Genomic DNA, 21533 nt, shown 5'->3' on the forward strand with positions numbered 1-21533 from the left:
AAATGAAAACAACACTCTTTTTTTTATTTGCACTTCTTTTTTTACAAGCATATACGCAAAATACGGTTACTGGCTATGTCTTAGATGAGGTTAGTAAAGAGCCATTGCAAGGTGCATCTGTTTTTTATGATGGCACAACCATTGGTGTAGTCACTAATACAGATGGTTATTTTAGTATTTCTACAGAAAAGAATAGTACTTCCCCTTTGGTAATAAGTTATTTTGGATACAAAAATAAAGTTATAAAGGTTACAGATAAAAAGAATCTTGGTAACATTTACTTGCCAGAAGAAATAGAGCAGTTAAATGAAGTTGTATTGGAGCCAGATACTTGGAGTAGAGAAAAGAAATTACGCATCTTTAGAAATCAATTTTTAGGAACTACTTTACCAGCGCAAAAATGTAAAATTTTAAATGAAGATGATGTACGCTTGTACTATAGTAAAAAAGAAGACATACTATATGCTTATGCTAACAAGCCTATTAAAGTTCAAAATAAATTTTTAGGGTATAATTTAGAGTATCATTTGCAAGATTTTGAAGTTAGATACAAAACCAATGCCAATGGTTTTAGGCTAACAGGTTCTGTATTTTATGCAGGAACTACTTTGTTTATGGAGATTGGTAAAAAACCAAGACGTAAGTATATTAAAAATAGAGAACTTACTTATTTTGGTTCTACATTGCATTTTATGCGTGCTTTGTCTGCAAAGCGACTAACAGAAGAAAAATTTAGAATTTTTAAAGAAAGCTTGGAGGTACAGCCTTATGATTATTACAAAATAGAAAAAATAGAAGATGGCAGCGCTAAAGTAATTCAGTCTTTAGAACGTTTAAATATACTGCACAACAGGTGGAGTAATTCTTTTATTATGGTAACTCAAAATCCTTTTTATATTGATGCTCACGGAAACCATTCTCCTGTAGATGTAGTGTTGTTTGGTGGTGATATGGGCTTACTTAGAATTGCAAATACATTGCCACTAGATTATGAGTCTGCCAACTAAAAAAAAGGCCATCTAAAAAATAGATAGCCCTTTTGTACTGTAATTTGTTTTAATTTTTTAGAACCAAGGCTTTCTACCTACTTGGTATGTGTTGTAGAATTCTTCATCAGATTTTGTTAGGTACATAATACCTTCAACAATACCAATAATCCAAGTTGCTGCAAGAATGATACCACCAACAGCAATGCAAAGAGTTGCGTAACCTACTACGGTTGCAACTAGCAAAATAATACCTTCTTTTTGGTAGCCTAAAATAAATTTATGAACTCCTAAAGATCCAAAGATAATTGCTAAAATACCAACTAGCATTTTCTTGTTTTCTCCTCCAGCCATATTGTTTAGGCCTTCAGATATATCGTTAGCAGCTTCTTTTGCGCCTTCTGCAAATTCGTTTGTTGTTTCTTTTGCTTCATCAGCAAAATCCTTGTTTTCTTCTGACATAATTTTTGTGTGTTGGTTTAATTTAATTGTGGGTTAAATGTAGTAATTTTTTTTAATTATTACTTAAAAGCATCATCTTTTGGCTCCCATAGTTCTAGTTTATTTCCTTCAGGGTCTAGTATCCATCCAAATTTTCCGTAGCTATATTCTTCTATTTCACCAACAATAGTAACACCTTCTGCTTTTAAAACTTCTAATAATTTTACTAAGTTTTCTACCCTAAAATTCATCATAAAAGAAGATTTGCTAGGTTCAAAATACGTGGTGTCATTTTTCATTGGACTCCACTGTGTACTGCAATCATTTCCTTCTTTATCTTTCCACCAAAAGGTACAACCATAACGGTCTGTATCTAGTCCTAACCTTTCTTTGTACCATTGTTTTATTTTATCAGGGTCTTCTGTTTTAAAAAAGAATCCTCCTAAGCCTGTAACTCTTTTCATATTGGTTTTATTTTTTGGTGTTTTTCTCGTATAAATCTATCCATTGTTGTACTGTCATTTTTGTAGCCAGTTCGCCAATTAACTCGTATGGGATATCATCTATCTTTTTAAATCTTATACAACTTTTGCTCATATCTAATTTGCGCTTACAGTGTTTAGGATACTCTTTAGTAAACCAGTTTAAAAGGTCAGGATCTGCATAAATACCAGAATGGTACAATGCTATAAAGTTTTTTTGTGATGCCACATTTATAAAGGGGAGCGGCAATTTAGGATCGCAATGGTAGCCGTCTGCATACAAAGTATGTGGTACAACATAGCCTAACATACCATAACTCATAGTTTCTGTAAAACCACTAGGAATATTGCTTAAAATTGTTTCTCTAATTTTAGATACAGCTTCTTTGCGCTCTTCTGGCAGCTCTTTAATGTATTGGTTTGGTGTTGTGGCTTTAGATTGCATAATTGGCTGTGTATTGGTTGTTTTAAAGTTACAAAAACTTTGCTTTTACCTTGTCTACAATAGTTTGTGCAAGTTTAATTTTGCTCTCTACCGTCCAACCTGCTACGTGCGGACTAAGTAATACGTTATCAGATTTTATTAAATATTCAAAAGCTTCTGGTAGCTCGTTATCTGTAAACATATGTTCAAAAGAAGCTTTCTCATACTCTAAAACATCTAAACCAGCACCTAGTATTTTACCCTCTTTTAGTGCTGCCACTAAATCTGCTGTTATTACACATTTACCACGAGCTGTATTAAATAACCAAAACGGCTTTTTAAAGCCATTTATAAATGTACTTGTCACCATATTTTTGGTAAGCTCTGTTTGTGGTACGTGTAAACTTAATACATCTGCTTTTTGTTGCAATTCTTCTAGAGATACCTGTGTTGCATTTTCGTTTCCAACATCATCTTTAATGTCATAACACAATACATCAACATCAAAACCACGTAGTTTTTTAGCAAAAGCATTGCCCATATTTCCATAACCAATTATGCCTACAGTTTTGCCGTCTAACTCAATTCCACGGTTGCCTTCTCTGTCCCATTTTCCGTTACGTACTTCTTGGTCTGCTTTGTTTAGCTTGTTAAATAAAGATAAAATCATACCTAACGTATGTTCACCAACAGCATTAAGGTTGCCTTCTGGGGCAGAGGCTAAAAAAATGCCTTTTTGCGTAGCGTAATTGGTATCTATATTTTCTAGGCCTGCACCTAATCTTCCTATAAATTTTAAGTTTGTTGCTTTATCTAAAAATGCTTTGTCTAACGGAAATCTACTGCGTATAATTAAGCCTTCGTAGTTATGAATAATAGCTTCAACTTCTTCTTTGCTTGCTGTATAATCTACATCGTTTGTAAAACCAAAACCTTTAAATTGTTCTATTATTAAAGGATGGTTTTTATCTAAATGCAATACTTTCATTATTATATTTTTGGATATTCAGTTTGTGTTTTCTCGTCAATAACAGTACCTGTATGTAAAATAGATTGTTTTTCAAACAACAATACCTCTACAACTTCATCGTTTTCTGTTCTAGGGCAATGTTCTACGCCTTTTGGTACCACAATTATTTCACCCTCTTTTACTATTTCTGTACGGTCTCTAAATTGCATATACAATGTACCTTTTAGTACCTGAAAAAGTTCATCTTCATTCTCGTGTGCGTGCCAAACAAAGTCGCCTTTTAATTTGGCTAAAAGTACCTGCATATTGTCTACAACAGCAATTTGGTGTGGATGCCAGTGTTTACTAAACTTGCTTTGTTTTTCTTTTAGGTTGATGGTTTTCAAAATAAAATCTATTAAAATTAATAACCAATTGCGCCACCGTCTGGACTAGATGAGTCTGATGCTCCAATATAAACCTTATTTTCAGTATCTACAGTAATACCCATTAATCTGCCTAAGTGCTCGCGTTCTACCATAGTGTGTCCCATAGCTTCTAATGACTTTACAGTGTCTGGAGACAGTAAATCTTTTTCATACAAAATACGGTCTGGTAACCATTGGTGGTGAATTTTCATAGCTTCAATGGCTTTGTGTATAGGCATATTAAACTCAATAACATTTAAAACTGTCTGAAAAACTGTGTTTATAATTGTTCTTCCGCCTGGGCTACCAATAACCAAAACAGCTTTACCGTCTTTGGCAACAATTGTAGGTGTCATACTAGAAAGCATTCTTTTTTCTGGCTTAATAATGTTAGCAGCGGAACCAATTAAGCCTTTGCTATTTGTGTATCCTGGTTGCGGATTAAAATCGCCCATTTCATTATTAAAAATAAAACCAAGTTTTGGAGAGCCTAATCTAGAGCCATAAGAGTGTTCTAAGGTATATGTTAAAGACACTGCATTGCCATCTTTATCTAAAATTGATAAATGTGTGGTATTGTTGCCTTCATAAATTTGTCCAAATTTGGTAGAATCGCTTACAGATGCTTTTTGCCAGTCTATATTTTTAAACCTGTTTTTAGCAAATTGTTTAGACGTAAGTTTTTCTAAAGGCATATTTAAATTAAAGTCTGGGTCGCCCAAATGTTCTGCTCTATCTGCAAAAGCTCTACGCATAGCTTCTGCTACCAAATGTACGTAAGGAGTAGAGTTAAAAGGCTTTTTGTTAAAATCTGCTAACTCCATAATATTCATCATTTCTAACAATGCAACTCCACCAGAACTAGGAGGTGGCATTACAAGAATGTCGTATCCCTTATAAGTTCCTCTTAAAGGAGTTCTTTCCACGGCTTCATATTTTGCTAAATCTTTTAATGTAATTAAACCGTCATTTTTTTTCATAAAACGAGCAATTTCTTTGGCTACTTTACCTTTGTAAAAACCGTCTTTACCATTGTCTCTAATTTCTTTTAGCGTTGCGGCAAGTACAGGTTGTTTCCAAATTTCATCCATTTGTGTTATTTCACCTTTTTCATTGGTAAAATAATTGGCCATAAATTCAGATTCCTTTTTGTAATGTAAGGCGTGCTTATAAAGCGTATAAGACAAAGGCACACCGTTTTCTGCTAAATTAATAGCTGGTTGTACTAGTGAAGACCAAGGTAGTTTGCCGTATTTTTTATGAGCCAAAAACAAGCCTGCAACGGTTCCGGGTACACCAACAGATTGTAAACCATTGTGGTTAGAGCCAGGTTTTAAGTTGCCCTGTTCATCTAAAAACATATTTGTAGTTGCTTTTAAAGGTGCTTTTTCTCTAAAATCTATTGTAGTAGCGTTGCCATCAGATTTCATAAAAACCAAAAAGCCACCACCGCCAATATTACCTGCTTGTGGGTGCGTAACTGCTAGTGCAAAAGCAGTTGCTACAGAGGCATCTATTGCATTACCGCCTTTTTTTAGTATTTCTGTGCCAACTTTAGATGCTACGCTGTTGTCTGATACTACCATACCATTTTTAGCATAGGTTTGTGCGTTGGTTACCGTTGTAAAAAGTGCACAAACTAAAAGATAAAATAGTTTAATTTTCATAGGTGTAATTTTTAAGTAAATATAGTATTTGTAAGGTGTTTTTATAAGTTGTAAACACCGTTAATTTGTGCTATGTTAAAACCGTTTTTTATAATTTGTTTTGCCTTAGCGCTTTTAATGTTTAAGGCTGGGTTTGTATGGTTAAAATGGATGAAGTTTATTTTACTTTTTTCTGTAAAAGTTAACTCTTTAAATAATTCCATACTTTCTACAATAAATGGATGAGGTATTTCAGAAATATCTCTGTTGTTTATTTCTGCGGCATCAAAAAAAGTAGCATCTATAAAGGCATAATCTACTTTTGCAATTTCAGTAATAATATCTTGTTCCCACTTATTCCACTTGTCAATATCTGGAATAAACAAAGCACTTTTGTTTGGTCCAATTATGGTGTAACCTACGGTTTCAGAAAACTCATCTCTGTGTGGAACAGTAAAAGGAACTACTTTTAAAGTAGAGGTTAGCTGTATTGTTTTGTTGTTTTCAGTAGCTTTTATTTCTATGTTTTGGTTGGCCACAAGCTGACTCCAAGGCCCATTGTTTTCTAAAAATGTTTTCATTTTAGGCATAGCATAAACAGGTGTGTTACTAGCATTCATAGCTTCTTTTCCTAAGTACATTAAACCTGCGTAATGACCAATATGTGCGTGTGTTAAAAAAACACCGGTAGGAATTTCATATGCATTAAAATTAGCACTGTTTTTTAAGGTCTTTACTTGTGTTGCAATATCTGGTGTGGCTTCAAACAAAAAAGTTGCTTTGTTTTTGGTGTCTACAACTCCTAATGAAACAACTTTTCTGCTTGGGTCAGGGTTTGTAAATAAGTCTTTACAACAATCTTTTTTGCATCCTATCTGTGGTGAACCAGCATCTTGTACCGTTCCTAAAATAACCAATGCAGTATTGGTAATCTTTGGAGTACTATTTTCTGTTGCTTTTTGATTGGTGTCTTCTGTTGTATTTATTGGTTTTTCTTTGGGTTTGCAAGCACTTAATATAAGCAGTAAAACACATATGTGTAATAAGTTTTTTATCATTGGTTATTGCTTTGTTATTTATAAAGATAACCAATTGGTAACAAAAAAAGCCAATGGAAAATACTTCCATTGACTTTTAGGTTCTAAACTAGTAGTGTTAATCTAAAAATCTAGCTCAAATTCTTCTTCTTCAATAGTGCTGGCTTGCGACATACCATAAATAAACTCATCTATTTGTGCTTTTGTAACATTGGGCATACAAATAACATGGGCAACATTACCTTCTGTAGCTAATTGCCATTTTTGTTTTACTTCTATAGCTGTTTTAGGAAATACAACAGTAATAGAATTTGGATTACGCCAAGCGTTTACTCCAATTTCTTTTAGTCTGTTTTCACAATACACAGCAGTTTCTAAACTTTTTTGGTAACGTGCTCTTAAGCCATTTACGCCTAGTTTTTTAAGTGCATACCATAAAAATAGTGGACTATGACCATTTCTAGAACCTGTAATTGTAGTATCTAAAGAACCAATGTAAGAGATGCCTTTTGCAATACGATCCCTATTGCTACGCTTGGTAATTATAACACCAGACGGAATAGGGGAACCTATAAACTTATGTCCGCTTATAGATATACTATCTGCCCCATCTTTAAAGTCAAACGGTATGCGTGGCTCCATAAATGCGCCGTATGTGCCAGATAATGCAGCGTCACAATGTATGTAATGGTCTTGTATGGCTAAGTTTTTTAAAATACTTTTTATTTTAGAAACATCGTCTTTTGCTTCTTTCATTGTAGTGCCAAATGTAGTGAGTACAATGGCAGGTTTATGACGATTCATTTTAACTGTATTCTCAAAATCTTCATAATCTATTTCTCCATTTTCTTGAGAACGAATAATAATACTTGGAATATTTAACAAATGAATATTTTTGCGCACGCTATAGTGTGTAGACTCAGAATAATACACCATTCCTTTTGGGTATAATTCTCTTGCTAAATACAAACCGTATAAGTTGCTTTCAGAGCCACCATTGGTAATATAACCCCAATAATCTGTTGGTTGTGCTCTAAATAGTTTTGCAAAAAAAGCAACAACTTCTTTTTCCATTTCGTGGGTTTGTACTTTGTACGTACCATCTTCAAACGGATCTCCTAAGTTGTTTATTGGGTATTGTAAAAAGCTGCTAAGCTCAGAATAATCAAAATCTTTAGATACAGGGTAACCTAAAAATGTATCTCTGGCTTGTTCTATGTTTTCCTTTAGTTTGTAAAGGCGTTCTGTGTCTTTTTCTGATATGTTTTGATACATAGTAGTATAGTAGGTTTTAATGCTGTAAAATTAGTATTTCCAGGCAAAGTGTCTTTAATTTGTTGTTAGTTTGATAAATAATACTGTTATGTTTTTTATTTTCAGTATGATTATTCTGTTTTAAATTGAATTTTATCGACCTAACAAAAAAATATACTGATATGGATGCTGTAGACAAAAAAATACTAATGCTATTGCAACAAAATGCAAAGCAAAACACTAAAGAAATTGCAGATAAAATTGGACTAACAGTATCGCCTACTTTTGAGCGTATTAAAAAGTTAGAGCAGCAAAATTATATTAAAGGCTATGTTGCATTACTTAGTGAGGAAATGATTAATAAAACCATTAAAGTATATTGCCATATTACATTAGCAACGCACTCTAGGGAATTAATAGATAATTTTAAAAATAGCGTGGCTAATTTGCCAGAAATAATGAGCTGCCAACACTTGTCTGGTAATTACGATTTTTTACTAAAAGTTGCTGTTAGTGATATGACGCAGTACCAACAATTTGTATTAGATAAATTATCTGTAATTAAGGGCATATCTAACGTGCAAAGTTCTTTTGTTTTAGAGGAAATTAAGAATGATACCGCTTATGTTTTATAAGAACATTTTAGCTATTGAAAAATAAATTATAATACCAAAAATATCATTACTAGTAGTGATAAACGGACCAGTTGCAATGGCAGGGTCTATGCCTCTTTTATGTAAAAAAATAGGGACAAACGTGCCAATAATACCAGCAACAATTATAACAGCAATTAATGAAATAGAAATCGCAAATGCCATTTTTACATCGCCTTCCATTAGCCAAGCAAAGCTAAAAAGTATTATAGCTAGTATAGTACCGTTAAGGGCAGACAGTAGAATCTCTTTAATTAGCCTATTAATCATACTACCTTTAAGGTCATCATTAGCAATACCTTGTACTATAATTGCACTAGATTGTACACCAACATTACCAGCCATAGCGGCAATTAATGGTGTAAATAATAGTAAGGATATGTGACCTTTAATAACGCCTTCAAAAGTGCCCATAATAGTGGCAGAGCCTACACCGCCAAAAAGACCTAGTATTAACCAAGGTAAACGTGCTTTTGTAAGGTCTAAAATACTATCATCTGCTTCTACATCTTGTGATATACCTGCCGCCATTTGGTAATCTTTGTCGGCTTCTTCTTTAATTACGTCTACAATATCATCAATAGTAATTCTACCCACAAGTCTGCCAATTTCATCTACAACGGGTATGGCTTCAAGGTCATACCTAGACATTATTTTAGCAATTTCTTCTGGTTTTTCGTTTACAGAAACAGAATCTACCTTTGGGATATACACATCTTTAATGTGTGTTTTTGTTGATGTGGTAAGTAAATCTTTTAATGATAATCTTCCTTTTAATTTTTCTTCGTCATCTACTACATAAATAGAGTGTACTCTGGTTACATTTTCTGCCTGTGCGCGCATTTCTTTTACGCAGGTAAGCACATTCCAATTTACATTTACTTTAACAAGTTCTTTTGCCATTAATCCACCAGCAGAATACTCATCATATCGTAAAAGGTCTACAATGTCTTTTGCATGTTCCCTGTCTTCTAGTTCAGATATTACCTCTTGTACAATGTTTTGTGGTAACTCTGCAACAATATCTGCGGCATCATCTGTATCTAGTTCATTAAGCTCATCTGCAATTTCCTTGGTAGATAAGTTTCCTAAAATAGATTCTCTTACGTCTTCATCTAGCTCGGTTAAAATATCAGAGGTTTTATCACTCTCTAATAGTTTAATAATGTAAGTAGCTTCATCAGTATTTAGCTCATTAACTATTTCTGCAATATCTGCATAGTGTATTTCCTCTAAAAGAAGCTGAATATCTGCATCTTTTTGATTGGAAATTAATGTTTCTATATGCTGTAAAAACTCGTCTGTTAATTTAAACGGTGTCATTGGCTATCTTTTTTGTAAGTGCTACAAAATCCGCAACTGCTAATTGTTCTGGACGTTTGCCAAAGATAGGGTCTTCTTTTAAATTATCAGAAAGTTCAAAGGTTTTTAAGCTATTTCTGATGGTTTTTCTACGCTGATTAAATACTGCTTTTACAACACGGTATAATAATTTTTCATCTACACCTATGTCTAAATTTTCTTTACGAGTTAGCCTTAGTACACCAGAGTCTACCTTTGGCGGTGGATTAAAAACTGTTGGAGGTACAGTAAACAAATACTCTGCGTGGTAGTAAGCTTGTGTTAATACAGATAAAATACCATAAGCTTTACTACCTTCTTTAGAGCAAATGCGCTCTGCAACTTCTTTTTGAAACATACCTGTAAACTCTGGTATCTGCTCTTTGTGTTCTAGTGTTTTAAACACAATTTGTGTAGATATGTTGTACGGGAAATTACCGCTTATAGCAAATTGTTCGTCGCCAAAAATGGTAGTTAAATCTTGTTTTAAAAAATCTGCCTCCACAACTTTAAATGTACCTTTTCGGTTAAGTAAATCTGGGTGTTCTAATAAAAAATTCTGATTTAAATATGCTATAGATTCAGTATCTAAATCCATAGCTATTAAATTTAAATTATGTTTTAAAATGTACTTGGTAAGTACACCAGTACCCGGACCAATTTCTATAACGTTTGTGTACCCAGTATGAGTTAATGTTTCTGCAATTTGTTGTGCAATAGCTTCATCTGTCAAAAAATGCTGGCCAAGGTGTTTTTTAGCCTTAACAGGACTATCATTTTTACGTTCGGCCTTATTTTTCTTGAAAAATTCTTTCTTTTTTTTAGACATATTTATGTAGCTAATTGTTTAAAACTTTGTTTTTTGCAAAAGGTAGTTTTATTTTTTTGCAGGAGTTAATACTGCTTCTCCAATAACTTCTAACTCTGTTCTAAAAGCAACAAACTTGCCAGCAAAAAGCTTGTTTGCTTCCTGGCGTAGTTTATCTGCGTCATCTTTGTAATAAACGTCTAAAGTTTCTTTGTTTGGTGTGCTGTATTGTACAGAGTATGTTACACCTCCCATTTCTTCTTTTATAATAACCTTACACATTTTTGCACCTGTAAATTTACCAGTAGCTAACATATCTGGTATGTGTGTTTCTTTCATCCAAGACAACCACTTATCGTGCACTTCTTCCTCTACATTAATGGTTACGTTGTATATATACATAATCTTTTTTTTAGTGTAATGTTTATTTTTGTACAGTTTGCAAAGCTATAACTAATTTATAGCGTCTCCTCTAAGTTTTCTAAACTCTTTTCTTGCTAACGGGAAAAAATAGCTGTCTTGGTAACTGTATATTATTTTTTCATAGTGATATTTAGCTTCTTCTGGCTTATAAAGTATGTTTTGGTACAAATTACCTAAAGCATAATGAGCATCATCGGCTAAAATACCTGTTCCATAAAACTCTATAATTTTCAGGTAATTAAACTCCGCTTTTTCATATTTTTTTTGCTCTATAAGTAGCTCTGCCTGTTTTAATAAGGCTTCATCTTCAATTTTTTCTCCTTTGTGATTTTCTAAAATATCATCTAAAGCCGCTATTGCTGCTGCGGTTTTATTTTGGTATGCTAATAAATCTGCCGTAGCATACTTTTTAAGTGCTGTTTTGGTAGAGTCTTGCAAACTATTATCTGAAATTAAAAGGCTAAGTTGCATTGCATCATTTGCAATTAATTGAGAAGTAGAGCTACGTAAGACCTTTAATTGTGCCAAAGCCCAATCAAAATCTCCTTTATAAAAACTAGCCTTAGCTACTTTAAAGCGTGCATTTTGCGCTAAAATATCATTTTTTAGATTTTTTTGTATTTGTGTGTAATAAATTAAGGCTTCGTTAAATCTTTTATTATAAACCAAAATATCTGCTAAAGCCATTTTTACTTTGGCTTCTTCATATCTGTTAAGTTGTAACTCTAAAGTTTTTTTTAAGACAGATGTAGCTTCTGCGGTACTGTTTTTTTTAAAGGCCAAAAAATTGGCATATTTTAATTGTAATTGTATGCTATGTGGTTTATAGCCATAGGTTTCTAAAAGATAGTTAAAAGATTTTTGAGCTGCTTCTGTGTTTTTATTTTCAGACAAATCTAAGTCTAGTTCTACTCTCTGCAACTCTGCATATAATTTTATATTATCTACTCTAGTGCTATTTGTTACAATGTAATTAAAAATTTCTTGTGCAGTTTCTTTTTCATTTTCATCAACACATATATTAGCCAATGTTTGTAATCTTCTTAAGCTGGCGTCTTGTGAGCGCTTATAAATAGCTTTTTCTTGACTAAAGGCACTGTAATATTGCTTTTGCTGTATAAATAACCAACTTAGCATCTCATTCCAAATAATATCCGGACTCCTTTGTGCGTTTTTAAGTATAAGTTTTTTTAATATTGTGTTGTTTCGGTAATCAGAATCTGCTGTAATAAAATCGTCTAAATTACGTATTACAGTAGGCATTTTATTTGGGTCTTTGCCCACTATGTTTAATAAACTAGAAAACATTTTTTCTACATTACCCTGTTCTCCGTATATGCGCGCTAATTGAAAATTAAAGTCTAAAGCAGGGTTTAGTTGCATTGCTTTACTGTACGTTTTTGCCGCATAGTCTAAAAGGGAATAATTCTGAAATTTATAAGCTAAACCGTAGCCATCTCTAGGGTTTTCTTCAACTTTAGAGTATGCTAAATCGTAATACTTTGTGGCTTCTGCATCTTTACCTTGTAAGGTGTAGTTGTGCCCTAAGTCTATGTAATAAACTGGGTGTGGGTTGGGAGATTGTAGGTTTGCTTTTATAAGTTTTTCTGCATCTGCATAACGCTCTAACTGTTGGTAACAACTAATTAAAAACGTTTGATAGTCTGATCTTCTTGGGTTTTCTTTAACCAATCTTTCGTAAAAAACTACAGCCTTGTCAAAATCGCCATCATCAAAATATTGTTTAGCTAAAAAGCTGTTTTGCCCAACGGAAAGTTGCGCAAAACAGCAGGCTAGTATAAGTATAAATATTCTCAAGAAATCTATTTTTTAGTAAAGATACCAAGAATATAAGAAGTTCTTGTTAAAGTAACTTAATCTATCATATCAAAACCACAGTAAGGCACAAGAACATCTGGTATTTTAATGCCATTTTCTGTTTGGTAATTCTCTAAAATTCCGGCTAAAACACGTGGCAAAGCTAAAGAGCTACCATTTAAAGTATGCGCAAATTGGCTTTTACCATTGTCATCTTTAAAACGTAACTTAAGTCTGTTTGCTTGGTATGCTTCAAAGTTAGACGCAGAACTAATTTCTAACCAACGGTCTTGTGCTGTAGAAAAAACTTCAAAATCAAACGTAAGCGCAGCAGTAAAACCAAGGTCGCCACCACATAGGCGTAAAATTCTGTAAGGTAGTTTTAATTCTCTTAAAATATCTTTAATATGTTCTACCATACCATCTAATGCGGCATAAGAGTTGTCTGGGTGTTCTACGCGTACAATTTCAACCTTATCAAACTGGTGTAATCTATTTAATCCTCGTACGTGTGCACCGTAACTACCAGCTTCTCTTCTAAAACAAGGAGTGTAACCTGTGTAGGTTATAGGAAAATCTTTTTGATTTACTATACTGTCTCTAAAAATGTTAGTTACTGGTACTTCTGCAGTTGGTATTAAGTATAAATCATCGGCAGTAACGTGGTACATTTGTCCTTCTTTGTCTGGTAACTGCCCTGTTCCGTAACCAGAAGCTTCATTAACTAAATGCGGAACCTGAATTTCTTGGTAGCCAGCAGCTGTATTTTTATCTAAAAAATATGAAATTAAGGCACGTTGCAATCTTGCTCCTTTTCCTTTATAAACAGGAAAACCGGCACCAGCAATTTTAACTCCAAGTTCAAAATCTATTATGTCATATTTTTTAGCTAGTTCCCAGTGCGGTAAAGCACCTTCTGCTAATTCAGGAATATCTCCTTCTCTAAAAATTTCCTCATTATCTTCATCAGTACTTCCTGCAGGCACACTTGAGTGTGGTACGTTAGGAATTTGGTATAGCAAGCTTTGTAATTCTTCTGCAACGCTATTTAGTTCTTCTTGGTAGGTTTTAGATTCTTCTTTTAAAGCAATAGTACGTTCCTTTAAAACGTTAGCTTCTTGCGCTTTTCCGGACTTAAAAAGCATACCAATTTCTTTAGATAACTTATTGCTCTCTGCAAGTGTGTTGTCTAATTTGGTTTGTGCATCTCTACGTTTTTCATCTAATGAAAGTACGTTTTCTAACAAAGGAGCTGCATCTATATTACGCTTTTTTAGGGCGATAATAATCTCGTCTTTTTGTTCTCGGATAGCTTGAAGCTGTAGCATTTATTTAAATTTTAAAAGCAAATTTAATGGTAAAAAGGGATTGCGCAAAAGAGAAAGCGTAAAACTTGAAGAGTTTAGTGCTTGTAATTTACTTTGGACTAGGTAAAATAAAATTATTGTGCTTAAAATGATGCCATTTTTCTTGTGCTAAATCTACTTTAGGATCTATAAAAGGTTGGTATGGTTTGCCGTTAACGCTAACTCTAGAGTTTACGTACACAGCAATATTTTTATTTTCCTTTTTAGCTTCTTTTTTTAAATGTTGTGCAAATTGCCAAATAAAATCTGGATATGCTCCTATTTTTCTGCGTTGTTTTTTAGTAAGATAGTTGCTTAAATTAATTCTCTTTTTTTCATTTGTGTCTTTGTCTACTGTAGTAAAAGTAACGCTGCCAGAACGTGAGCGCAACATCATACGCCAACTAAGTCTGTGTCCTTCTTCAGTCCATAAAACATCGTCTTTAAAAAAATGATGTCTTACAGGTAATACTAATTGAAATAAAAAATAAATTATCCAAATACTAACAACAAGGTTTTTATGTTTAGGAGTAGTTGTGGTAATTGGTAGAGCCTTTTTTTCTACCATATAAAATATTTTTCTAAGTTTTTGTGGCTCAAAAAAGAAAACGGTAAAGGCTAAAGCCAAGTATGGGAAAATACCTATTTGAAAAACAATAGAGTTAAACAAGTGAAAAAAGATAGCTAAAACAAAAGCTATTTTTCGGCTAGGTTTCCATAATAATGCCGGAATAATAAGTAAATCAAACAAAATACCAAAAACAGCAACTACTTTATGTACCCAAGCTAGTTGTAAAAATTCTCCAATTAAAAAATAATTGGCCTTGTTTTGCATAAGTACTTTTATAAAACCAAAGTCTAACCAGTCTGCATATAATTTAGCTACAGATGCATACGTATAAACTATGGTTAATTGTAATACAATTATGTACTTGTAGTACGCATACATTTTATTGGTGCGTATTTCTGGATTTTTCCTAGCATCTGTAGAGTTGTCTGCATTTGCAGGGAAAAATACCATTATCCAAGAAATTAACATTAATAGGTAATAATGGTTGTTGTATGATGTTTTTTGCATTAAGTAAACACTAGTCCATAGCAACGCAAAAGTTAACATACTGTAGCGGTATTTATACCCAACGGAAATAAAAATACCTGTAATACCCATAATTACAAAATAAGCATACATACTTGGGCCAGTAATTGTGTTTAGCCACTCAAAACCTATAAAACTAAAATTAAAAGTAGGTTCTACCAGGTTGGCTTTTACCCAGCCAGTAAGTATAGCGCCAAAAGACTCTAAACTTATAAGTATGCCAAAAAATATTCTAAAAAGAATTAAGCCGGCATTGTCTATTTTTTTAAATAGGAAAGTGGTCATAGTTTAGCAATTAAACTAGTAGCAGTTTCTTGGTCTTTTGTAAGCTGATTTTTTAAATCGTCTAAAGAGTTAAACTTTATCTCATCTCTTAAGCGGTCTAAAATGTCTACCTGTATTTTTTTACCATACAGGTCTTCGTTAAAGTTAAAAAAGTGTACCTCTATAGTTTGTTCTGTGCCGTTAACGGTAGGATTGTAGCCAATATTCATCATACCAAAAACAGTAACATTGTGTAATTTAGTTTTAACTACATACACTCCGTTTTTAGGAATTAGCTTATATTCTTCTTTAATATAAATATTTGCAGTAGGAAAATTTAATTGCCTGCCCAAACCTTTACCTTTTGTAACAATACCCGTTAGCATATAGTTGTAACCAAGGTAACTGTTTGCTTTTTTAACATCACCTTCTGCTAAAGCTTTTCTAATTTTAGTAGAGCTAACAGATACATCATCAATTTCCTGTGCAGTAATTTCTTCCACATCAAAATCAAATGTAATGCCGTAATTTTTAAGGTCGTTAATATCTGCATTACGGTTACGCCCAAATCTGTGATCGTAACCAATAATAATTTTTTTAGTATTGAGTTTATTAACTAAGAGGTCGCGGACAAAATCTATTGCACTTAGTCTAGAAAATTCTTTAGAGAAAGGATGAACAATTAAAAAGTCTAAGCCTAAGTTGCTTAGTATCATTTCTTTTTCTTCAATAGTGTTAAGTAATTTAATATTACTATCTTGTTGCAAAACCATTCTAGGATGTGGGAAAAAAGTAAGTACTGTACTTTCTATTTCTAACAGTTTGGCACTATTTATGAGTCTTTCTAGTATCTTTTTATGGCCAATATGTACACCGTCAAAAGTACCAATTGTAATAACTGTAGCGTGTGCTTTGTCGAATTTTGAAATGCTTTTAATTGTTATCACGAGACTAAAATAATAAAAAGACTATTTTTGAATATTAAATTGCTTTGAATGATTACAAAACTACGCCTTGTTTTTTCAATAACCATATTATTTGGTAGCTTTTACGGTATTGCACAACAGAATTATTGGAAAACTAGTGATTTGCAACGTAATTCGGCAGCTAAATCTATACAAAATTTAGATGTAAATGAAGCAAAAACGTTTTATTTAGATGAATCAGCATTTTCTACAACATTACAAGCAAATAAAAGTGCTAAAGGAAAAAAAGTGGTTTATTTTCCAGATGTAAATGGAGAATTAAAAGCCTTTTATGTAAATGAACATACAATTTTTGCACCAGGTCTTGCAAAAAAATATCCAAATATTAAATCTTATGTAGGGTACGGTGTTGTAAATCCAAAAGAAAGAATACGTTTTAGTATGTCTCATAAAGGTATACAAAGTATGATGGTGTCTGCAGACAGAGAAGAGGCGATTTATATGCAGCCTACAAAACAAAGTAAAGAAGAATATGTAGTGTACAAAGCAAGTGCGCACCGGCATAAAGATGAGTTTGTTTGTGAAACTGAATCTGTTATTGCTACAAGTAAAAAAGCATCTGCAGCTAGGCAAATAAACGACCAAACTTTAAGAACATACAGAATAGCTATTTCTGCATCTGGTGAATATACAGCTTATCATGGTGGTAGTGTGGCAGATGCATTGGCAGCAATAAATGCAACACTAACAAGAGTAAACGAGGTTTTTGAGACCGATTTAGGAATACATTTAGAACTGGTAGCAAATACAGACCAAGTTATATACACAGATGCAGCAACAGATCCGTATTCTGGTAGTTTAAATACACAAGCCCAAAATACATTTACTACGGTAATTGGTTCTGCTAATTATGATGTAGGGCATCTTTTTCATCAAGGACCAAACGGAGGTAATGCTGGTACAGTAGGTTCTGTTTGTGACGATAATTGGAAAGGTAGAGCTTATTCTTCTCGTAGTACGCCAGAAGGAGATTTGTTTGATGTAGATTTTGTTGCACATGAAATTGGACACCAATTTGGAGCAAACCATACTTGGTCTTTTGACTCTGAAGGAACTTTAGTGCAAGCAGAACCAGCTAGTGGGTCTACAATTATGGGGTATGCAGGCATTGCAGATGGTAATAATGTGCAAACTAACGGAGATGATTATTTTCATTATTATAGTATTTTTCAAATTGCTGAGTATGTTAGTAACATAAGTTGTGGTGTAACTACGGCAATTTCCAATAATCCGCCTGTAATAAGTCCTTTGTCTAACTATATAATTCCTAAGTCAACCCCGTTTGTTTTGTCTGGAGAGGCAACAGATTTAGATGCTGGAGATGTGTTAACATATGCCTGGGAGCAGATAGATAATGGCGTTGTTACCCGAACTAATTTTGGACCAGAGAACCCTAGTGGAGCTAATTTTAGATCTTTAAAGCCTACAATTGAAAAAGAACGTTATTTTCCTAAAATAGAGCGTGTTATACAGGGTAATTTAACTCAGGTAAATCCTTCTGAAGGTTCTTCTTGGGAATCAGTTTCTGATGTAGAGAGAGATTTAAATTTTGCTTTAACAGTAAGAGACAATGTTGTTGGAGGCGGACAAGTAGTATCTGAAACTATGAATGTGCGAGTGGTAAATGCTGCAGGGCCATTTAAGGTAACATCACAATCTACTAATGAGGTATACCAATCTGGTTCTGTACAGTTGGTAACATGGGATGTGGCAGGTACTAATGCGGCACCCATAAACACAGAGGCAGTAAATATTTATATGTCAATAGATTCTGGATTGTCTTTTCCTATTGTATTGGCAGAGAATGTAATTAATGACGGATCGCAAATTGTACAAATACCAAATGTTGTTACAACAACTGCTAGAATACGTGTAATGCCTACAGATAATGTGTATTATGCCATTAATTCATCAAACTTTACTGTAAATACATCAGATGTTAACTTGGAATTTGTAGAGTTAACTTATAATGTATGTCAGCCTAACAATGTAGTAATACCCTTTAAATATACTGTTAATAATGGATTTGATGAGACCTCTACGTTTAGTGTTTTTGGTGCGCCAACAAATTTAGGCGTAGCTTTTTCTACTCCAACGGCAGATACAAATAATACCAATGTAGATTTAACCTTGTCTAATACCCAAAATGTAGCGCCAGGAACTTATGAAATTACTGTACTTTCTACATCTGCAACAAATACTACGGGAGTGGTTATTACATTAGTAATTGGCAATACTAGTTTTGCAGATGTGGGGTTAATTTCTCCAGGTAATGGTGCGGCCGGTGTTAATATGAACGAAACGCTACTGTGGGAAGAAAACGTAGCATATTCTTCTTATGATTTAGAGATAGCCACAGATGCTGCTTTTACCAATATAGTTGAAGAAAAAACAACTCCTTTTACCACATATAAGCCTATTGGTTTGTTGGCAGAAACAACGTATTACTGGCGTGTTAAACCAAAAAGTTTGTGTGCAGAAGGTACTTTTGGTCCAGCGTATACATTTACTACAGCCTTGGTTAGTTGTAATACCAAGCAGGCTCAAGACTTACCTAAAACCATACCAACCGTGGGTACATCTGTGCTGCAGTCAAAAATTACCTTTTTAGACGATTTACCAATTACAGATGTAAATGTTAGTGTAGATATTACCCATAGTTTTTTAAGCGATTTAACTATAAGCCTTATTTCTCCTCAAGGAACAAGAGTGGTGTTAACCTCAAATTCTTGTGGAGATTTTCAGGATATTAATGCGGTTTTTGATGATGATAGTGCAAGTTTTGTTTGTGGTAGTGGCTCTGGTGCAGCAATTGGTGGTAGTGTTAGGCCGTTGGGTTCATTGGCCTCATTAAATGGTGAATCGGTTTTAGGCGAATGGATTTTAGAGGTAAAAGATGGCGCTTCTTCTGATGGTGGACAAATAAATAATTTTAGTTTAGAAATATGTGTAGAAGGTTTGTCTAGACCAGATGCAGATAATGATGGTGTTTTTGATGATGGAGATGATGCTTGTTTAGGAACACCAAATGGAGCAGAGGTAGATGTTAACGGTTGTGCTATTTACAGGTTTAGACCAGATAATTTTACAATTTCTATAGAAAGTGAAGCTTGTTCTACTAGCAATGATGGAGAAATTTTTATTGATGCTGTAGAAGAAATTAATTACAGTGTATCCATAACTGGTAACGGAGTTAATATTACAGAAGCATTTACAGATACAGTAAGTTTAGACGATTTAAGTGCTGGTACGTACCAAATTTGTATATCTGGTACAGACGGTACAATTACTTATGAAGATTATTGTGTAACAGTTGTTGTTACCCAACCAGATGTGTTACAAGTATTATCTGCTGTGCAGAATAAAACACTTAATTTGCAGTTAAGTGGTGCTAATTTGTACAATGTAGAGTTAAATGGAGTAACGCTACAAACTACAGATAAAACAGCTAGCTTGGCGCTTAAAAATGGTTTAAATACAGTAAAAGTGTCAACAGGTTTAGAATGCCAAGGGGTGTACCAGCAGCAAATTTATATTGCAGCAAATCCGGTAATATCACCAAACCCAACACAAGGTAAGGCTGTGGCTTATTTAGGTACTTTATCTGGCTCTGTAACGGTTACTATTTATACTTTAAGCGGACAAATATTAGAGCAGAAAAAATATACTGTTAAAGACGGAAAAGTGAATTTAGATGTATCTGCCTTAGCAAAGGGTATGTATGTTGTATTGTTTGATGGAGGTGTGGTTAAAGGTGAAACAAAATTAATTAAGAAATGAAAAAATTACTAATGCTTTTGTGTCTATTATTGACACTGTCTTGTTCTAAAAGTTCTCCAAAGCCACCATCATCACCAGAACTTGATTACCCTTTAAAAAGCTCTGAGTGTACTACTGGTATTACTATAGGCACAACTAATACAAGTGAGGTAGAGTTGCAGTGGAATGCATCTGCCAGAACAGATTTATACGATGTAAAGATTACCAATTTAAATACTAATTTAACGCAAACATTAACTACAACAGCCACTACGCAAAAGGTTGTTTTAGATAAAGGAGTTGCTTACTCTTGGTTTGTAATTGCTAAAAATGATGAGGTTTCAGAGACAACAGCCAGTGAAATTTGGAAATTTTACAATGCAGGTTCGCAAACTACATATCCGCCTTTTGCGGCAGAGATAATAGCTCCTAAATCTGGGCAAACGGTATTTAAAGATACCAATAACGATGTAGATTTAGAGTGGATAGCAGAAGATGTAGATAATGATATAGCTAGTTACCAAGTGTATTTTGGAACGGTATCACCACCAACAGGATTATTAACAACAAATGCACCAGATAATACTACGGTAAAAGTAGGTGTGGTAGTTAATACTGTATACTACTGGAAAGTTGTAACTATAGATGAAGAGGGAAACTCATCAGACTCTGGAATTTATGAGTTTAAAGCTAAGTAATTAAGTGTTGTTAAAATGGTTCATAGTAGTTTTTACGCCAGCCAATACAAAAGACTTAATAAGTTCTATGGAGCGCTCTAAACGTTCTTGCATCTTTTCTTGTTCTTCTTGGTTCCATTCCCCCAAAACATAATCTACCTGTCTGCCTTTTCCAAAATCGGCACCAACACCAAATCTGTATCTGTTGTAAGAACTAGTTTGTAATACGTTTTGTGTGTCTTTTAAGCCGTTATGGCCACCATCGCTACCTTTGGTTTTAACGCGTATAGTGCCAAAAGGCAAATTAATATCATCTGTTATTACTAATAAATTTTCTAACGGAATTTTTTCTTTTTCTAACCAATATCTAATAGCCTTACCGCTTAGGTTCATATAAGTAGAAGGTTGTAAAAAAAGAATGGTTCGTCCTTTAATTTTGTACGTAGTAACAGCCCCTAATTTTTGCGGTTCAAAAGTTAAAGATTCTTTTTTTGCGAAGGCATCAAGTATTTTAAAGCCAATATTATGTCTTGTTTCTGTATATTCTGCGCCTATATTTCCTAGGCCTACTACTAAAAACTTTTTCATAGGATCTTTCTCTTCTAAAACGAACAATGGTTTTGTTCTAAAAATTGATTTGATTATTTGTGCAATCATAAGTTATAAAAGCATCAAAAATACAAAAGCATCCTGAAACTTGGTAAATTCCAAGGCA

Annotated in this window: 20 protein-coding genes; 4 read left to right on the forward strand and 16 right to left on the reverse strand. The window is 33.6% G+C overall.

The features are described 5' to 3' along the window. Window positions 1-2: 2 nt before the first annotated feature. Window positions 3-1007, forward strand: coding sequence for a carboxypeptidase-like regulatory domain-containing protein (locus tag PBN93_RS08595; protein ID WP_271080430.1), 1005 nt, complete (start codon window positions 3-5; stop codon window positions 1005-1007). Between the two features lie 57 nt (window positions 1008-1064). On the opposite strand, the gene PBN93_RS08600 is transcribed toward PBN93_RS08595, so the two are convergent. The 8 genes from PBN93_RS08600 to PBN93_RS08635 form a co-directional block, all read right to left on the reverse strand. Then, on the reverse strand, window positions 1065-1448 hold the full coding sequence (locus PBN93_RS08600; RefSeq protein ID WP_100894003.1) for a TM2 domain-containing protein: 384 nt from the start codon (window positions 1446-1448) through the stop codon (window positions 1065-1067). Between the two features lie 59 nt (window positions 1449-1507). Beyond that, window positions 1508-1891, reverse strand: coding sequence for a VOC family protein (locus PBN93_RS08605; RefSeq protein ID WP_271080431.1), 384 nt, complete (start codon window positions 1889-1891; stop codon window positions 1508-1510). A 7-nt stretch (window positions 1892-1898) separates the two neighbouring features. Beyond that, complete coding sequence (locus tag PBN93_RS08610; RefSeq protein ID WP_271080432.1) at window positions 1899-2354, reverse strand: DUF1801 domain-containing protein; 456 nt, start codon at window positions 2352-2354, stop codon at window positions 1899-1901. Between the two features lie 28 nt (window positions 2355-2382). Next, entirely contained in the window at window positions 2383-3321 is a 939-nt protein-coding gene (locus PBN93_RS08615) for a 2-hydroxyacid dehydrogenase (protein ID WP_271080433.1), read from the reverse strand. A 2-nt stretch (window positions 3322-3323) separates the two neighbouring features. Then, on the reverse strand, window positions 3324-3689 hold the full coding sequence (locus tag PBN93_RS08620) for a cupin domain-containing protein (protein ID WP_271080434.1): 366 nt from the start codon (window positions 3687-3689) through the stop codon (window positions 3324-3326). Window positions 3690-3706: 17 nt separating this feature from the next. Next, the gene (gene ggt, locus PBN93_RS08625) at window positions 3707-5377 is read right to left on the reverse strand and encodes a gamma-glutamyltransferase (RefSeq protein ID WP_271080435.1); all 1671 of its coding nucleotides are present in this window, start codon (window positions 5375-5377) and stop codon (window positions 3707-3709) included. 41 nt (window positions 5378-5418) lie between these two features. Continuing rightward, on the reverse strand, window positions 5419-6414 hold the full coding sequence (locus PBN93_RS08630) for an MBL fold metallo-hydrolase (RefSeq protein WP_271080436.1): 996 nt from the start codon (window positions 6412-6414) through the stop codon (window positions 5419-5421). A 102-nt stretch (window positions 6415-6516) separates the two neighbouring features. Further along, complete coding sequence (locus tag PBN93_RS08635; RefSeq protein ID WP_271080437.1) at window positions 6517-7668, reverse strand: histidine decarboxylase; 1152 nt, start codon at window positions 7666-7668, stop codon at window positions 6517-6519. Between the two features lie 161 nt (window positions 7669-7829). Between PBN93_RS08635 and PBN93_RS08640 the strand changes: the two genes are divergently transcribed. Further along, window positions 7830-8282 (forward strand): Lrp/AsnC family transcriptional regulator, encoded by a 453-nt coding sequence (locus tag PBN93_RS08640; protein WP_077401540.1) that lies wholly within the window; start codon window positions 7830-7832, stop codon window positions 8280-8282. Here the strand turns inward: PBN93_RS08640 and mgtE are convergent. From mgtE to PBN93_RS08675, 7 genes are all read right to left on the reverse strand, one after another. Next, on the reverse strand, window positions 8277-9623 hold the full coding sequence (mgtE, locus tag PBN93_RS08645) for a magnesium transporter (protein WP_077401544.1): 1347 nt from the start codon (window positions 9621-9623) through the stop codon (window positions 8277-8279). The genes PBN93_RS08640 and mgtE overlap by 6 nt on opposite strands. Next, window positions 9610-10470, reverse strand: coding sequence for a 16S rRNA (adenine(1518)-N(6)/adenine(1519)-N(6))-dimethyltransferase RsmA (gene rsmA / locus PBN93_RS08650; RefSeq protein ID WP_077401547.1), 861 nt, complete (start codon window positions 10468-10470; stop codon window positions 9610-9612). Before rsmA ends, mgtE begins: the two co-directional genes overlap by 14 nt. Before the next feature lie 48 nt (window positions 10471-10518). Then, a complete protein-coding gene (locus PBN93_RS08655) occupies window positions 10519-10851 on the reverse strand; it encodes a DUF4286 family protein (protein ID WP_077401550.1) in 333 nt (110 codons plus the stop codon). A gap of 51 nt (window positions 10852-10902) precedes the next feature. Further along, complete coding sequence (locus tag PBN93_RS08660; protein ID WP_077401553.1) at window positions 10903-12690, reverse strand: tetratricopeptide repeat protein; 1788 nt, start codon at window positions 12688-12690, stop codon at window positions 10903-10905. Between the two features lie 56 nt (window positions 12691-12746). Further along, window positions 12747-14018, reverse strand: coding sequence for a serine--tRNA ligase (serS, locus tag PBN93_RS08665; protein WP_271080438.1), 1272 nt, complete (start codon window positions 14016-14018; stop codon window positions 12747-12749). 88 nt (window positions 14019-14106) lie between these two features. Then, the gene (locus PBN93_RS08670; RefSeq protein WP_271080439.1) at window positions 14107-15417 is read right to left on the reverse strand and encodes an HTTM domain-containing protein; all 1311 of its coding nucleotides are present in this window, start codon (window positions 15415-15417) and stop codon (window positions 14107-14109) included. Beyond that, window positions 15414-16343 (reverse strand): bifunctional riboflavin kinase/FAD synthetase, encoded by a 930-nt coding sequence (locus tag PBN93_RS08675; protein ID WP_271080440.1) that lies wholly within the window; start codon window positions 16341-16343, stop codon window positions 15414-15416. Before PBN93_RS08675 ends, PBN93_RS08670 begins: the two co-directional genes overlap by 4 nt. 48 nt (window positions 16344-16391) lie before the next feature. Here PBN93_RS08675 and PBN93_RS08680 point away from each other — a divergent pair, with 48 nt between their 5' ends. Then, a complete protein-coding gene (locus tag PBN93_RS08680) occupies window positions 16392-20162 on the forward strand; it encodes a reprolysin-like metallopeptidase (protein ID WP_271080441.1) in 3771 nt (1256 codons plus the stop codon). Beyond that, entirely contained in the window at window positions 20159-20839 is a 681-nt protein-coding gene (locus tag PBN93_RS08685) for a hypothetical protein (protein WP_271080442.1), read from the forward strand. The genes PBN93_RS08680 and PBN93_RS08685 overlap by 4 nt, the downstream gene beginning before the upstream one ends. Here PBN93_RS08685 and pth read toward each other — a convergent pair whose 3' ends face one another. Continuing rightward, window positions 20840-21475, reverse strand: coding sequence for an aminoacyl-tRNA hydrolase (gene pth, locus PBN93_RS08690; protein WP_271080443.1), 636 nt, complete (start codon window positions 21473-21475; stop codon window positions 20840-20842). Between the last annotated feature and the right edge of the window lie 58 nt (window positions 21476-21533).

It is taken from the genome of Cellulophaga omnivescoria (genome assembly GCF_027915275.1).
Classification (GTDB): Bacteria; Bacteroidota; Bacteroidia; order Flavobacteriales; family Flavobacteriaceae; genus Cellulophaga; species Cellulophaga omnivescoria.